Genomic DNA, 15,882 nt, shown 5'->3' on the forward strand with positions numbered 1-15,882 from the left:
ATTGTAAAAAGTTAATAATTACCGATTTTGGTGCTGTATCAGGAAATAAAGTTAAAATTTCTAATGCCATAAACGCTGCTATTTCCAAAGCCAATAAAATGGGTGGAGGAATTGTTGTTATTCCCAAAGGCGAATGGATAACAGGCAAAATTCATTTTAAAAGCAATGTAAATTTGCACTTGGAAAAAGATGCTGTGTTGCTTTTTTCAGAAGATCCAAATGATTACCTACCCGCTGTCAGCAGTACTTGGGAAGGTTATGAATGTTATAATTATTCCCCATTGATTTATGCCTATCAATGCAAAAATATTGCAATCACAGGCGAAGGACAATTAAAGGCGAAGATGGATGTTTGGACAGAGTGGTTTAAACGTCCCAAAGCCCATATGGAAAGCTTGAAAAGATTATACTATTTGGCATCTTACAACAAACCTTTGGAAGAAAGACAAATGGTGAATGACACTGCTCATTTTCGTCCGCAATTTATTCAGTTTAATCGCTGTCAAAATATTTTGATGGATGGCATTTCCATTACCAATAGTCCTTTTTGGACAATTCATCCTTTTTTATCTAAAGATGTTGTGCTTAGAAACCTCAAAGTTTATGCACATGGACACAATAATGATGGTGTTGACCTAGAGATGACCCAAAATATGTTAATTGAAAATTGTGTTTTTGACCAAGGTGATGATGCAATTGCAATTAAATCGGGATGTGGTAGCGGTGCGTGGCGATTAAATACACCTTCCAAAAATATTGTTATCCGAAATTGTACCGTTAAAAATGGGCATCAATTAGTTGCCATTGGTAGTGAATTGTCTGGTGGAGTCGAAAATGTTTTTATCAATAACTGCAATGTTGTTGATGGAGCAAAGCTAAATCATTTACTGTTCATAAAAACCAACGAACGCCGAGGTGGTTATGTAAACAATATTTATTTGAGCAATACAAAGTGTGGTAAAATTGATCAAGGAATACTTGGAATTGAAACAGATGTATTGTACCAATGGAGAGATTTGGTACCAACCATCGAACGAAGACTCACTCCAATAAAAAATATATATCTCGAAAATGTGAGTGCCAATAATGTAAAGTTTATTGCAAGAGTATTGGCCCAAAAAGAATTGCCTGTCGAAAATATTTTTCTTAAAAATACCAAAGCAGATATGATTACTGATAAAAAATACATTACCGAAAATGTATTGAATTTTTCGGATAAATAATAAAACAAATAAGATGGATTCAAAGAAAACCATTCCACATAGTGAAGCTGCAGCTCTTTTTAATAAAAATGTAGAAAGAGTAAACTGGCATGATGAAACGCTTTGGTTTGTTCGTGAAAAAAGAGACCGGTCTGCACATCAAATTCCGGAATGGGAATTATTACGCGAAACAGCTTCGCAAATAAAATTCAATGTGCTTTCAAACATTCACGATTATTTAGTGGAGTTTGAAGCTAATGCACAAAAAAACGGAATTATTGTTCATTGGGCCGCCAATGGTGCGGAACATAACGCCATCGTTCATTCGATTTTAGAAAAACATCAGATAAAACAAATGGTAAAGTCGAAATCGATGCTTACCGAAGAATGTCATTTGAATGATTATTTAACGGAGCGAGGTATTGATGTTATCGATTCTGATTTGGGAGAACGTATAGTTCAACTTAGAAATGAACCGCCAAGTCACATCGTTTTGCCAGCCATTCACTTAAAAAAAGAAGATGTCAGCGAGACTTTTCATGAACATTTAGGAACTGAAAAAGGAAATATTGACCCACAATATTTAACTGAATCAGCGCGTCAGCATTTAAGAGATGTTTTTTTAACTCGTAAAGCGGCTTTGACAGGAGTTAATTTCGCCGTTGCCGAAACTGGTGAATTTGTGGTTTGTACTAATGAAGGAAACGCCGATATGGGCGCACATTTAGCCGATGTTCACATAGCCTGCATGGGATTTGAAAAATTAATTCCACAGCGTAAACATTTAGGGGTTTTCTTGAGATTATTGGCAAGAAGCGCCACAGGACAGCCTATTACTACTTTTTCCAGTCATTTTAAAAAACCAATAGAAGGAAAAGAAATTCATATCGTAATTGTTGACAATGGAAGAAGCGAGCAATTAGGGAGAGAAGATTTTAGAAACTCCTTAAAATGCATTCGTTGTGGCGCTTGTATGAACACTTGTCCGGTTTATCGTCGAAGCGGTGGACATAGTTACCACAATGCGGTTGCAGGACCCATTGGTTCTATTTTGGCTCCAAATTTAGACATGAAAAAGAATGCCGATTTGCCATTTGCCAGTACTTTGTGCGGTTCGTGTACAAATGTTTGTCCTGTAAAAATCGATATTCATGATCAATTATACAAATGGCGACAAGTTTTGGTAAAAGAAGGGTATACTCCAACAGCCAAAACAGTTGCCATGCAAACGATGTCAGCAGTTTTGGCCAATCCAACTGTGTTTGAAATTGCCGGTAAAACAGGTCGTTTTGTAATGAAAAATTTTCCAGCATTGGTAAATAACAAATTGAATAAATGGTACGACCAGCGCGAAATGCCAGCACCGCCAGAAGAATCTTTTAGAGAATGGTATAAGAGGAATGGGAAAGCAAATAAAGGAAAAAAAGATGAGTAGCAGAGATTCTATATTAAACAAAATAAAGCAAAATCAGCCAAAAAAACTGAATGAACTTCCTAGTTTAGAACCTTTGAAGGAAACAAATTTGGATGTATTAGAACAATATAAATCGGTTTTAAAAAGCATTGGGGGAGATTTTGCAGAAGTTTCTAACTATGATGAAATTGTTGATTTTGTAAAACAGCACTTCGATAGTAATAAGCGAATCTTATCTACGATTCCTGAGCTTTCAAAAATTGCTAATTTGGATTGGGCTACTAATGATCCACATTCTTTACAAGATGCCGAATTAATTTTGGTCAAAGCTCATTTTGGCGTTGCCGAAAATAGTGCACTTTGGATTACTGATGATTTAATGGGACAAAGAGTTTCGACATTTATTCCGCAATATTTGGCAATTGTTGTCGATAAAAAAGACATTGTTGCCAAAATGCATCAGGCTTATGACCGAATTGGAAATCAGGAATATGGTTTTGGAACTTTTATAGCTGGACCATCAAAAACGGCAGACATCGAACAATCTTTGGTTTTGGGAGCGCATGGAGCTAGAGGATTAACCGTTTTTTTAATGGAGTAATTCTTTTTCTATAAATTCTGTATCTTTCCCAACTGAAAATAAAACTAATTTAAATAAGCACCACTTGAAAACAGATTTCACATTAAATAATAAAGTTATTATAGTTACAGGAGCCACTGGAATTTTAGGTGGAGCTTTTGTAGACGCAATTGCTGAGGCAGGCGCAACGGTTTGTATCTTAGGACGAAATGTAAAAATAGCTAATGAACGCACTCAGGCTATTATTGATAAAGGAGGAAATGCGATTGCTTTGATAGCCGATGTTACCAAAGAAGCTGATTTAATTGCAGCTCGTGATTTAGTCCTTTCCAAATACGGAAAAATCGATGGTTTAGTAAATGCTGCGGGAGGAAATATGCCGGATGCGGTTGTACAGCCAGATCAGGATGTTTTCAAATTAAATATGGATGCTTTGCGACAAGTAATGGATCTTAATTTGTTTGGAACACTTTTACCAACACAAATTTTTGGTGAAGCGATAAAAGATACAGTAGGCAGCGGAAGTATTGTAAATATTTCTTCAGTTGCTACAGTGCAGGCATTAACAAAGGTTTTGGGATATAGTTTGGCAAAAGCGGCAATCGATTCTTATACAAAATGGTTTGCTGTAGAACTTTCAAGACGTTATGGCGATAAGATTCGTATCAATTCTATTGCGCCAGGTTTTTTCTTAACGGAACAAAACAAAACATTATTAACTAAGGAAGATGGTAGCTTGACAGAGCGAGGAAATTTGGTAATTCAAAAAACACCTTATGGTCGTTTCGGTAGTCCAGAAGAATTAAATGGAGGCTTGATTTGGTTGTTAAGCGACGCTTCAAAATTTGCTAATGGTTCTAAAGTAACTTTAGATGGAGGATTCACCATTTTTAGTGGAGTTTAATTTTTTTTAAGAAAATTTAAAATTACAAACCAATTTGGCTTAATCTATTTTTAATAATTGCTTAAAACAAAACTACAACTTTAAACCGTTGTAGTTTTTTTGTTTTAGTACCTTTGCAGAGATGAAAAGAAAACAGCTCATAATAAATCTTTCGTTGATTGTTGCGGTATTATTCTCAATACTGTTCCAATCATTTGATAGTGTAGGTCACTTAAAAGAGCAGTTTTCAAAAAAAGAATGCCATCACGTTTACAATTCTAAATCAGAATTAACCCATCAACATCACGATTTTGATCATTGTTATGTTTGCCAATTTGGGTTTAGCACTTTTATAACTCCGGTAAAATTTTCCCAAACATTCTTCTTTGGGGATATCAAAATTCCTTATTTTTTCACAAAGACTGAAACTGTTTTTTCGTTTTCAGGCAGTTTGTATTCCCATCGCGGTCCCCCGATTTTTTAATTTACTGAAATAGATTTCAAATCTCAGAAAGCAGGTTGCAGCTTCGCTAAAACTAATAGCTATTTTAAAAAAAATCACTTTCCTATCATAAATACTTTGATTGGGATAATACAACTATTTAAATGAAACAATATATATTAGCTCTATTTCTAGGGCTTAGCACTTTTATACAAGCTCAAAATTCGGTGTCGGGAAAAGTAACCGATTCTAAAAACAATCCTTTAATTGGAGTTACTGTTGATGCTTCAGATTTGCATAAATCAACCAAAACAGACGAAAATGGAGCTTACACATTAAATGAACTTCCAAACGGGGATGTAACTCTTGTGTTTTCATACGTTGGATTTGCAACCAAAAGTAAAAAGATTGTAAAAGTCCAAAATACCCAAACGCTGAATGTTGTTTTGGACGAGCAGGCTTTTCAAATGGATGAGGTCATTGTGTCAACTCCTTTTTCAAAATTACAATCTCAAAATGTAATGAAAGTCGATCGCGAAAGTATCAAATCGATGCAATCCAAAGGAAGTGCCACTTTGATTGAAGGATTGGCAACTATTCCAGGAGTTTCTCAGGTTTCGACAGGAACTTCTATTGGTAAACCTGTAATTCGCGGACTAAGCGGAAATCGGGTTTTGGTTTATAGTCAGGGAGTTCGATTAGAAAATCAGCAATTTGGTGACGAACATGGTTTGGGACTAAATGATGCGGGAGTAGAAAATGTCGAAGTGATAAAAGGGCCAGCGTCTTTGTTGTATGGTTCAGATGCATTGGGTGGAGTTCTGTTTTTTAATCCCGAAAAATTTGCTCTGGCTAATACTTTTCAGGGAGATTTTGGACAAAGATTATTCTCTAATACACTTGGGAGCAGCACTACCTTAGGCTTAAAAGCTTCTACCGATAATTGGAAATATTTAATTCGTGGAGCCTACAATACTCAATCGGATTACAAAATTCCGGATGGCGATCGTGTGACTAATACCCGTTTTCAAGAAATGGATTTTAAAGCCGGAGTCGAGTATAGCAATGCCAAATTTTCTAGTGTTTTGAGATACAATTACAATAATTTAGATCTTGGAATTCCAGAAGATGGAATAGCGGACCAAACCACTACAAAGAAAACGGCTTACCCAAAACAAGGTGTTTATAATAATTTGCTTTCTTTGAATAACACGTTGTTTTTTAAGAATTCAAAAATGGATGTGAATCTGGGATATATTAGAAATGACCGTTCTGAGTTTGAAGACAGCAATGATGCCGCTTTGCATATGATTTTGAATACTTTTGATTATAATATCAAATATTATTTGCCTACCATTGGCAAAGTAGAAACGATTGTTGGCGTACAAGGAATGTCTCAGGATAATAAAAACTTAGGTACAGAATTTTTAATTCCGGATGCAACAACCAATGATTTCGGAATCTTTGGAACAGGGACTTATGCTTGGAAATCAAATTCATTGCAGGCAGGAATTCGTTTTGATAACAGACATTTGGTTTCTGATGAACATGGAATTGTTGGTGAGGAAGGTTACTTTGAAGCGCTTAATAAAAAGTATGATAGTTTTAATGCTTCGTTAGGATATAAAACTGATCTGGCAACCGATTTAACTTTCCGTTTGAATGCAGCAACAGGTTTCAGGGCGCCGAATCTGGCTGAGTTATCTTCGAATGGTGTTCACGAAGGAACTTTTAGATACGAAATTGGAAATCCTAATTTGAAAACAGAACAGAACCTGCAAACCGATTTGGATCTTGAATATAAAATCAGCCATTTTGAGTTTAGCGTTAGTGGTTTTTACAATCATATCAACGATTATATTTACGCATCCCCATCAGGTACTGAGATTGATGGAGTGAAAGTGTATGATTACATTCAGAACGATGCTAATTTGTATGGAGGTGAAATTGCTTTGCACATTCATCCGCATCCTCTGGATTGGCTGCATTTGGAAACCAGTTTTGAAACCGTAACAGGAAAATTGCAAGGTGGTGGATATTTGCCTCAAATTCCAGCAAATAATTGGAATAACACTTTAAAAACGGATTTTGTTCTTGGCAAATGGCTTGAGGAAGGTTTTGCGACGCTGAATGTTTCTACCACTTTTAGCCAAAACAATGTAAGCGGATATGATATTTCTTCAGATGGTTATACTTTGCTAAATATGGGTTTTGGAGGAAAAGTAAAACTAGGAGAAACTGCTTTTGAAGTAAATCTGAATGGAAATAATTTACTGAACAAAACATATATCCCACATTTATCCCGATTGGCAACTTCAGGAATTCCAAATATTGGAATTAATGGTGTGCTGGGAATATCGTTTAAATTCTAAAATTCATTTAACCGCAAGGAGCGCAAAGAAATTGATTTTATGTAAAGTAAAGTTCGCAAGATTGGCGTTCATTGCTTAACACTTTGCGACCTTGCGGTAAATTTAAGTTGTTGTAATTGTATTAGGTTTATAACAAAATTCTCTTTTTGTCAAATTATTAAAAATCGTAAAAGAATTATTTTTGTTGTAATAAAAAGCAACAATATGAATAGCCAAATATTACAATCTGAGATCATTTTAGAAAACGAAAAAGTCTTGTTGATTCCTTTTGAAAGCGAAAGAAACATTGAACTGAAAGCAATTATTTTTGATGATGAAATATGGGAATACATGGGAATGTATATTCGAAATGAAATTGATTTTGAAAATTATATAGAAAGCACTTTGAAACAAAAGGAAGCAGGAATATGTTATCCGTTTTTGATTATTGATAAAGCCACTAATAAAGTTGCCGGAAGCACGAGATACGGATATTTAAATCATGCAAGTCAAAAATGCGAAATTGGATGGACTTGGTATGGCAAGGAATTTCAAGGAACAGGATTGAATAAAGCTTGTAAATATGAATTGTTAAACTTTGGTTTTGAAACTATTCAATTTAAGAGAATACAATTTAGTGCTGATTTTGAAAATAAAAAATCACAACGAGCAATAGAAAAGTTAGGAGCCGTAAAAGAAGGTTTGTTCAGAAATAACTATATCGATTCTGAAGGGAAAAGTAAAGATGATGTTTATTTCAGCATCATTTCCGAAGATTGGAAAGTTACTAAAAGAGATTTCTTTGCTGAATATTCGAATGCAAATAATTGTTTAATACAAAAGTAAAAGCTAATATATTTCAGTTATTTTTTATCACAATCTTGTGGCTTAGAACGACAAGATTGGGTTGAATATTTGTGGTAAAAAATATCACACTTTCTAATTATATTTAATTTTCCCCATCTGTCTCATAATTCGAACAATTTTTGTTTTTCTATTGTTAATGTATGAAGAAGAACTGGTAGCTTTAAATTTTCGTGGATTTGGTAAAATAGCTGCAATACCGGCTGCTTGTTGCATCGTTAAGCTCGACGCATCACGACGATACCAATACTCGGTTGCTGCGTAAGCTCCATAAACGCCATCTCCCATTTCGATACTGTTGAGGTAGACTTCCATAATGCGTTGTTTGCCCCAAATGACTTCAATTAAAACCGTAAAATAAGCTTCAAGCGCTTTTCTAAAATAACTGCGACCTTGCCAAAGGAAAACATTTTTGGCGGTTTGTTGCGAAATGGTACTTCCACCTCTCACTTTTCTACCTCTTTCATTGCTTTTGTAAGCTTTTTGCATAGCTATAAAATCAAAGCCATTATGAGTTAAAAAAGTCCCGTCTTCACTTGCAATTACAGCTTTTTGTAGGTTCATTGAAATTTTTTCGATTGGCTCCCAATTGTGGCTAAAATGGTTTTCTTTGTCTGCGGCACTATTTTCAAAATAGCGGATTACCATTAGAGGCGTAATTGGTACTGGTACATATTTAAAAAATACCACTGATGCGATGGAGAGTCCAAAAAACCACAACAACACTTTCAATAAAAACCATTTTATTTTGGTTATAAAATTGCCTGATTTTTTTTTAGCGGGTTTCTTACTTGTTGATTTTTTTGGGGTTATTTTGGTTGCCATTTTTTATACTAAATCTGCTAATTCGGTTCCTATTAAACTACCTATTGCTATTCCCATTCCTCCGAGTCTAACGCCACAATACACGTTTTCAGAGAGTTGTGAAACTATAGGTTTTTTACTATTACCCATGCCCATGATTCCGCTCCAGCGGTGTTCAATCTGGACTTTTTGGTTGGGCAAAATTACTTTTTTTAATAAGTCCTCCAATTTTTTTTGCACAATTTCTGTTTGTCCAAATTCGGTAGTATTTTCGGTATCAAAATCAAGGTTTCTTCCGCCGCCAAGTAATATTCGGTTGCCAACATTTCTAAAATAATAATACCCTTTGTCCAAATGAAAAGTTCCTTTTATATCTAAATCCGGTATAGGTTCTGTGATCAAAACCTGTGCTCTGGCTGGTTTTACAGCTCCTTGAGTGAGTTTGTTAGAAAATCCGTTGGTAGCAAAGAACAGTTTTTTGGTACTAAAACTAAAATCGCCCAAAGCAACTTCAACGCTGTTTTCGTTATCACAATAGGAGGTAAGGGTTTGCTGATTGAGAATTAAAATATCTTCTGCAATGGCTTGTTTTAATAAAGCCTGCATCATATTTCCAGTATCTATTTGAGCTTCAAAAGGATTAAAAATCAAATATTCGTGAATATCTCCAAAACCAAAACGATCTACTTCTTTGGCAAAAACATCTGCTTTGAAAAGAGGTCTTAGAAGCTCGTTTATAAAAGACAATTTATTAAAGCATTCAGAAAAACAGCTTTCATCCTCTTTTAAAAATAATTCATATCCGCCATAAGGCTTGAAATCTATAGTGTTATCGCCAAGACGCTTCCTCAATAATTGAAGTCCAGTCCATCTTTTTTGAATGAGCTGGATAACCTCTTCTTCGGTATGAGTTTTTAAATCTTCTATAATTTCGGAAATGCTTCCAAAACAGGCAAAACCAGCATTTTTGGTACTAGCTCCTTGTGGTAAAACTCCTTTTTCTAAAATTAAAATTTTACTTTCTGGATATCTTTCGCGTAAGCGCAACGCCGCATGTAGGCCTACAATCCCGCTGCCAACAATAGTATAATCTATCTGGCTAAACCAATTTTTTAACTCCCAATAGCTTAGTTGCATTTTGATTTTTTTTTATAAAATTAAGTAAATTTTCCTGTTCTGAATGTTACTTTTTATTTCAAATAAAGTTTGAATTCTTATGAAATTTCTTTTCCTACTGAATATGTTTTTTTTTTGAAATAGCCATGATTTTGGCACTATAATTGTGTTGTAAAAAAATTGTGGGTTTTTAAACCAACTTCATTAGATGTAATTAAGAGCATATAAGTAAATAATGAACTAAAAAGTTTTGTTATGTTTGAAAATATAGATGAGCTCATAGAAGTAAATTTAGAGCTATTATACAATACAAAATCCCAATACATGATGCGGATTAATTTTAAAGATGAATTTGGTTTTAATCTAAAAAATTCAAAATCATTCGCTGATGTATTAGTAAAAAAAGGGATTGTTGTATTAGAAAGTAATCAGGGTTTTCGTTGTGATTTGACAGAATTGGGTAGACAAATCTACGAAAAAGGCGGGTGGATCAAATATTTGGAAACCATCGAGCCGTACGCAAAATACAAAGCCATGGTTACGATGGATAATCAGGTAGAAAGAATTGAAAAATCCTTTTTAAGAAAGATAATGATTGCCAGCATAATAATATTGACATTATGCTTTTTCTTAACCATCATTACAGTTGAAATATATCACAAATAGGATAAAACAACTTTCGTTTTTTTACATTATTTAGCATTAGTTCTTTTAAGTTTTTTTTAAGGGTTTTCGAATATTATTATTGATAATTATATTGGTACATTTGAAAACTGAACATATATTTTCAAGAATTATGAAAAAAACACTCTTTTTAATGCTAACAATGATGGGTTTAATGGCAAGTGCACAAAATGTAATGACTCCTGAATTACTTTGGAAATTAGGTCGAATTACTCCACTAGGAATTTCCAAAGATGGCAAAAATGTTGTCTATAAAGTATCGACACCTTCTGTTGAAGAAAATAAATCTACTTCTAAATATTACACCGTTGCCCTAAGCGGCGGAAACGCAGTAGAAATTAATGATACCAAAGCAATTTTAGCAGACAAAAATATTTCTCCTGATGGGAAATATTTACTTTATAATGAAGAAGTAAAAATTGATAAAGTATTAGGAAAAGACTATTATCCAAACTTGGATAAGTCTAATGTTCAAATCTATAACGGCTTGGATTATCGCCATTGGGACACTTGGAACGAAGGGAAATTCAATCATGTTTTTTACAAAGAAAATAAGGAAGGTGCAACAGGAATTGATATCCTAAAAGGAGAAAATTTCGATAGCCCACAAAAACCTTTTGGCGGTGATGAAGATTATATTTGGTCACCAGACAGCAAAAGTATTGTGTATGTATGCAAGAAAAAAGCAGGTACAGCATACGCACTTTCTACAGACACTAATGTTTACGAATACAATATTGAATCAGGAAAAACAATCAACAGATCTGAGGGAAATTTAGGATATGATACCGCACCACAATTTTCGCCTTCTGGAGATTTGACTTGGCTGCAAATGAAACGCGACGGATACGAATCGGATAAAAATGATTTGGTCGTTAGTTTTAAAGGTACCACAATGAATTTAACCGCTGGTTGGGATGGAACTGTTGAACAGTTTATGTGGAGTAAAGATGGAAAGAAAGTATATTTTATCGCTCCAATTGATGGAACGCGTCAATTGTTTGAAGTGAATTTTCCAGGAATGACCAGAATTGCGATTCAAGTTCGTCAAATTACAACTGGTGATTTTGATGTAAGTGATTTGGTTGCGCTTTCAGGAGATGAGTTCATTGTTACAAGAACTGATATGAACCACGCTGCAGAGATTTTTTCTTATAATTTAAAGAAAAATACTTGGAAACAATTAACAAACGTGAATACCGCTACTTATGCTTCGCTTCAATTAGGAAAAGTTGAAAGACGTTATGTTACGACTACAGATGGCAAAAAAATGATGGTTTGGGTGGTATTGCCTCCAAATTTTGATGCTACCAAAAAATACCCGACACTTTTGTTTTGTCAAGGAGGTCCACAATCTCCTTTGACTCAATCTTATTCTTTTAGATGGAATTTCCAATTAATGGCTGCCAATGGCTATATCGTTGTGGCACCAAATCGTCGCGGTATGCAAGGTCACGGTGTAGAATGGAATGAACAAATTAGTAAAGATTGGGGTGGACAAGTAATGAACGATTACCTTTCGGCTATTGATGATGTTGCCAAAGAAAGTTATGTTGACAAAAATCGTTTAGGATGTGTTGGTGCAAGTTATGGCGGATATTCTGTGTTTTATTTAGCAGGTATTCACAAAAATAGATTCAAAACTTTTATTGCTCACGATGGTGTTTTCAATACTCAAAGTATGTTTGGAACTACCGAGGAAGTTTTCTTTAACAACTGGGATTTCGGAGGACCATACTGGGAGAAAGACAATGCTGTAGCGCAAAAAGCGTATAATGAATTTAATCCTATAAATTATGTTCAGAACTGGAATACACCTATTTTGATTATTCAGGGAGGAATTGATTTTAGAGTACCAATCGGGCAAGGACAAGAAGCTTTTCAAGCTGCACAAATTCGAGGAATTAAGAGCAGATTACTTTATTTCCCTGAAGAAAATCATTGGGTTTTACATCCGCAAAATGCTCAAATCTGGCAAAAAGAGTTTTACAAATGGCTTAAAGAAACTTTGTAAATCAGAACTTAATTACTATTTGATTTAATATTTTTGTAACAATATCGGTTATTTTGTTACATATAAAAAAATCTCAACCTGTTTTAACATGTATAAATTATCTATCAAATCATTATTTGCTGCAACAACTTTATTTGTTGGAATAAATAATATGACAGCTCAAGACGGTTTAGTCAATTCATTGAAAGTGAATGCTAGTGCCAAAAGTGTCGAAAGTTTCAAATTCACGGATGTGATCAATTTAGAAAATACTTCTATTAAAAATCAAGGATCTTCGGGAACTTGTTGGAGTTATTCTACCAACTCTTTTTTAGAGTCTGAAATGATTAGAATGGGAAAACAACCAGTAGAATTATCTCAGGTTTTCTCAGCTAGAAATGCGTATTTAGAAAAAGGGAAAAACTATGTGCGTATGCATGGCGCCGTGACTTTGGGTGATGGCGGAGAATTGCATGATGTAATTAATATGTATAAAAAATACGGAGCAGTGCCTCAATCGGTTTATACAGGTTTGAATTATGGTACATCAAAAAATAAGTTTGCCGAAATGGCTGGATTAACCGAAGCTATGTTGGCTGCTGTGGTAAAAAATCCAAATGGTGAATTAACACCAAACTGGGAAAAAGCATATGCAGCGGTTATTGATTCCTATTTGGGTCAGGTTCCGGAAAACTTTACATACAAAGGAAAAAGTTATACGCCACAAACATTTGCTAAAGAAGTGGTCGGAATTAATCCAGACGAATATGTTGAATTCGCATCTTATGCGAATGCGCCCTATTATGCCAAAACTATGATGATGGTTCCAGATAACTGGTCTTTTGATTTGGTTTATAATATCAAAATGAATGATATAACAGCAGTTATTGATAATGCTTTGAAAAATGGCTACACGGTTGCTTGGGCAACAGACGTAAGCGAGAAAAGCTTTAGTTGGAAAAACGGTGTTGCTTATGTTCCTACCAAAAAGTTCGATGAAATGACTGCAGATGAAAAAGAGAACATGTTCAACGGTCCAAAACCAGAGTTAGAAATCACTGAAGAACTTCGTCAAAAAGCATTTGATAATTATCAAACAACGGATGATCATGCAATGCACATCGTAGGAATTGCCAAAGATCAAATGGGCAAAGAGTATTATATCGTAAAAAATTCTTGGGGAACTACAAATGATTATAAAGGTTACTTGTATGTGACTAAGAACTTTGTAAAATACAAAACAACTTCATTTATGGTTAATAAAGGAGGAGTTCCAGCAGATATTGTAAAGAAAATTGATCAAGCAAAAAACATCTAAATAAAACGCTTTTTTTAAGAGTTTTTGATTTATTACAAAAGCCGTTTCGTGAATTCGAAGCGGCTTTTGTCGTTTTAAATTGTTCAAGACTAAATTCCTTTTAGCTAATTTCCAATTTATAAGAACAATATAAATTAAGTTTTTTTTAATTGAATTTTTCTTATATTTCCAGACCCTAAATTTTCTCCAATGACATATAAATTTACTTTCATAACCCTACTATTTACTACATTAATCTTTGCTCAAAAAACTGATTATAGTTCCCTAACAATTAACGATAGTTTAAAAGAAAATGCCAACGCAATTGTTCGCCTCAATCAAATTGATATTATAATTGCATCACAACGCAGTATGAATATTAAAACCAAGCGTGTGGTAACTGTTTTAAATGAAAATGGAGTTGATGACATACAAGCTTTTGAAAATTATGACAAGTCAAGTCCAATAAAAAACATTTTGGCCATAGTTTATGATGCTTTTGGTAAGGAAATCAAAAAAGTAAAACGAAGTGATTTTCGAGATGTCAGCGCAGTAGGAGGTAGTACACTTTTTTCAGAGAGTCGTTATATTTACTTGGATTACACACCCATTCAATATCCATTCACTGTTGTTTTTGAAAGTGAACAGGAAACATCAAATACCGCTTTTATTCCCCAATGGATGCCTTTGAATGATTATGCGATAAGTATAGAAAAAAGTATTCTCAATATCACATATCCTTCAAACCTTGGATTTAAATATAAAGAATTCAATTTTTTTGGTTTTAATGTGAAAAAGATAGCTGATACTTCAACCGGGCTTTCTTTTGAGGCTACAAAAATAATGGCTCAAAAAGCAGAAACAATAAGTCCATCTGTTATTAGTGTTTTTCCAAGAGTTATGATGGGACTGGAATTGTTTCACCTCGAAGGTGTAGATGGGAATGCCAAAAGTTGGACAGAATTTGGCAAATGGTATAATGAAAAAATTCTGCAAGGAACAACTGATTTGCCAGAAGAAACCAAAACAAAAATCAAAGCTTTGGTAGGAACAGAAACCAACCCGATTAAAAAAGCACAAATCATCTATAAATATGTTCAGGAGAAATCAAGATATGTTAGTATTCAAGTAGGAATTGGAGGATGGAAACCTATGTTGGCAAGCGATGTCGATCGTTTAGGCTATGGCGATTGTAAAGCTTTGAGTAATTATACCAGAGCACTTCTTAATGTTGTCAATGTTCCTTCATACAATGTGATTTTATATGGAAATCCTAGAAAACGTAACATTGAAACCGATTTTGTTTCTATGCAGGGAAACCATATGATTTTGGCTGTACCTGATAAAGATAAATATGTTTTTTTAGAATGTACGAGTCAGGTAGACCCTTTTGGTTATCAGGGAACATTTACTGATGACAGAAACGTTTTGGTATTAAAGCCAGAAGGTGGTGAAATTGTGCATACCACAATTTACGAAGATAACAGCAACAGGCAACTTAGTAAAGGAAATTATTCTATTGACGAAAATGGTGATTTCCTAGGTAAAATAGGAATTGTTTCAGAAGGATCTCAATACAATGAAAAATTTAATAATGATAAGCTGTCGCCAACAGAAATGGAAGCTAAATATAAAAATTATTGGAGTACTATTAATAATTTAAAAATCAAGAAAATTACCTTCAAAAACGATAGTGATAAAATAAGCTTTACCGAAAACGCAGAGATTACAGCTGCAAATTATGGCAATCTGTCTGGGAATAAAATGATGTTTGCCGTAAATGCTTTTAATCCGTTAACCCAAAGTGTAAAACGAATTAGAAACAGAAAAAATCCGTTGGAAATTCAAAGAGGTTCTCTGGATGAAGATGAGATAGAAATTGCGTTGCCAACCAATTTTTCAATCGAATTTATTCCTAACAATTTTGAAATCTCAGGAAAATTTGGAGAATATAAAACCGAAATTCTAAAAAAAGACAACAATAATATCATTTATAAAAGAAAGTTCCTTTTGAAAAAGGGATTATACACTAACAAAGAGTATGATGAATTTCGTCTTTTTATGGAGCAAATTTCCAGAAATGATAACGCTAAAATAATTTTAACCAAAAACTAATTAACCAAAATGAAAAAAAACTACTTAATTCTTTTATTATTACTTCTATTGTATCCTAAAATAAATGCTCAGGAATTTAAATTAGGAAAAGTTTCTATCGCCGAATTAGAGCAAAAAGTTCATCCAAAAGATTCTGC

General features: G+C 34.0%; 12 protein-coding genes. 10 read left to right on the forward strand and 2 right to left on the reverse strand.

What is annotated here, in order from left to right; translation table 11 throughout:
* From VLC96_RS11870 to VLC96_RS11895, 6 genes are all read left to right on the forward strand, one after another.
* Positions 1 to 1,223, forward strand: a 1,223-nt coding sequence (locus VLC96_RS11870; protein ID WP_325263169.1) for a glycoside hydrolase family 28 protein, incomplete at its 5' end; no start/stop codon positions are given.
* 13 nt (positions 1,224 to 1,236) lie between these two features.
* Complete coding sequence (locus tag VLC96_RS11875; RefSeq protein ID WP_325263171.1) at positions 1,237 to 2,637, forward strand: lactate utilization protein B; 1,401 nt, start codon at positions 1,237 to 1,239, stop codon at positions 2,635 to 2,637.
* Entirely contained in the window at positions 2,630 to 3,217 is a 588-nt protein-coding gene (locus VLC96_RS11880) for a LutC/YkgG family protein (RefSeq protein WP_325263172.1), read from the forward strand. The genes VLC96_RS11875 and VLC96_RS11880 overlap by 8 nt, the downstream gene beginning before the upstream one ends.
* A gap of 64 nt (positions 3,218 to 3,281) precedes the next feature.
* Positions 3,282 to 4,100: an SDR family oxidoreductase gene (locus tag VLC96_RS11885; RefSeq protein WP_325263173.1), complete on the forward strand. Its 819-nt coding sequence runs from the start codon at positions 3,282 to 3,284 to the stop codon at positions 4,098 to 4,100.
* A gap of 585 nt (positions 4,101 to 4,685) precedes the next feature.
* A complete protein-coding gene (locus VLC96_RS11890) occupies positions 4,686 to 6,893 on the forward strand; it encodes a TonB-dependent receptor (RefSeq protein ID WP_325263175.1) in 2,208 nt (735 codons plus the stop codon).
* Between the two features lie 204 nt (positions 6,894 to 7,097).
* The gene (locus VLC96_RS11895) at positions 7,098 to 7,718 is read left to right on the forward strand and encodes a GNAT family N-acetyltransferase (protein ID WP_325263176.1); all 621 of its coding nucleotides are present in this window, start codon (positions 7,098 to 7,100) and stop codon (positions 7,716 to 7,718) included.
* A 93-nt stretch (positions 7,719 to 7,811) separates the two neighbouring features.
* Here VLC96_RS11895 and mtgA read toward each other — a convergent pair whose 3' ends face one another.
* Together mtgA and VLC96_RS11905 are read right to left on the reverse strand one after the other, a co-directional pair.
* Positions 7,812 to 8,561 carry a monofunctional biosynthetic peptidoglycan transglycosylase gene (gene mtgA, locus VLC96_RS11900; RefSeq protein ID WP_325263179.1) on the reverse strand — a complete coding sequence of 250 codons (750 nt, stop codon included), beginning with the start codon at positions 8,559 to 8,561 and terminating at the stop codon, positions 7,812 to 7,814.
* Positions 8,562 to 8,564: 3 nt separating this feature from the next.
* On the reverse strand, positions 8,565 to 9,677 hold the full coding sequence (locus VLC96_RS11905; protein WP_325263181.1) for an NAD(P)/FAD-dependent oxidoreductase: 1,113 nt from the start codon (positions 9,675 to 9,677) through the stop codon (positions 8,565 to 8,567).
* Positions 9,678 to 9,911: 234 nt separating this feature from the next.
* Between VLC96_RS11905 and VLC96_RS11910 the strand changes: the two genes are divergently transcribed.
* The 4 genes from VLC96_RS11910 to VLC96_RS11925 all read left to right on the forward strand — a co-directional run bounded on the left by VLC96_RS11910 (position 9,912) and on the right by VLC96_RS11925 (position 15,745).
* On the forward strand, positions 9,912 to 10,322 hold the full coding sequence (locus VLC96_RS11910) for a hypothetical protein (protein WP_325263182.1): 411 nt from the start codon (positions 9,912 to 9,914) through the stop codon (positions 10,320 to 10,322).
* Between the two features lie 130 nt (positions 10,323 to 10,452).
* On the forward strand, positions 10,453 to 12,354 hold the full coding sequence (locus tag VLC96_RS11915; RefSeq protein ID WP_325263184.1) for a S9 family peptidase: 1,902 nt from the start codon (positions 10,453 to 10,455) through the stop codon (positions 12,352 to 12,354).
* A gap of 88 nt (positions 12,355 to 12,442) precedes the next feature.
* The gene (locus tag VLC96_RS11920) at positions 12,443 to 13,651 is read left to right on the forward strand and encodes a C1 family peptidase (RefSeq protein WP_325263186.1); all 1,209 of its coding nucleotides are present in this window, start codon (positions 12,443 to 12,445) and stop codon (positions 13,649 to 13,651) included.
* Positions 13,652 to 13,840: 189 nt separating this feature from the next.
* Positions 13,841 to 15,745, forward strand: coding sequence for a DUF3858 domain-containing protein (locus VLC96_RS11925; protein ID WP_325263187.1), 1,905 nt, complete (start codon positions 13,841 to 13,843; stop codon positions 15,743 to 15,745).
* Positions 15,746 to 15,882: the final 137 nt, after the last annotated feature.

Source organism: Flavobacterium sp. (assembly GCF_035456085.1).
Lineage (GTDB): Bacteria > Bacteroidota > Bacteroidia > Flavobacteriales > Flavobacteriaceae > Flavobacterium.

Coding starts and splice junctions, on each gene's coding strand:
- VLC96_RS11890 (WP_325263175.1), top strand. CDS start 4,686: ATGAAACAATATATATTAGCTCTATTTCTAGGGCTTAGCACTTTTATA.
- VLC96_RS11920 (WP_325263186.1), top strand. CDS start 12,443: ATGTATAAATTATCTATCAAATCATTATTTGCTGCAACAACTTTATTT.
- VLC96_RS11880 (WP_325263172.1), top strand. CDS start 2,630: ATGAGTAGCAGAGATTCTATATTAAACAAAATAAAGCAAAATCAGCCA.
- VLC96_RS11875 (WP_325263171.1), top strand. CDS start 1,237: ATGGATTCAAAGAAAACCATTCCACATAGTGAAGCTGCAGCTCTTTTT.
- VLC96_RS11925 (WP_325263187.1), top strand. CDS start 13,841: ATGACATATAAATTTACTTTCATAACCCTACTATTTACTACATTAATC.
- VLC96_RS11895 (WP_325263176.1), top strand. CDS start 7,098: ATGAATAGCCAAATATTACAATCTGAGATCATTTTAGAAAACGAAAAA.
- VLC96_RS11915 (WP_325263184.1), top strand. CDS start 10,453: ATGAAAAAAACACTCTTTTTAATGCTAACAATGATGGGTTTAATGGCA.
- VLC96_RS11905 (WP_325263181.1), bottom strand. CDS start 9,677: ATGCAACTAAGCTATTGGGAGTTAAAAAATTGGTTTAGCCAGATAGAT.
- VLC96_RS11910 (WP_325263182.1), top strand. CDS start 9,912: ATGTTTGAAAATATAGATGAGCTCATAGAAGTAAATTTAGAGCTATTA.
- mtgA (WP_325263179.1), bottom strand. CDS start 8,561: ATGGCAACCAAAATAACCCCAAAAAAATCAACAAGTAAGAAACCCGCT.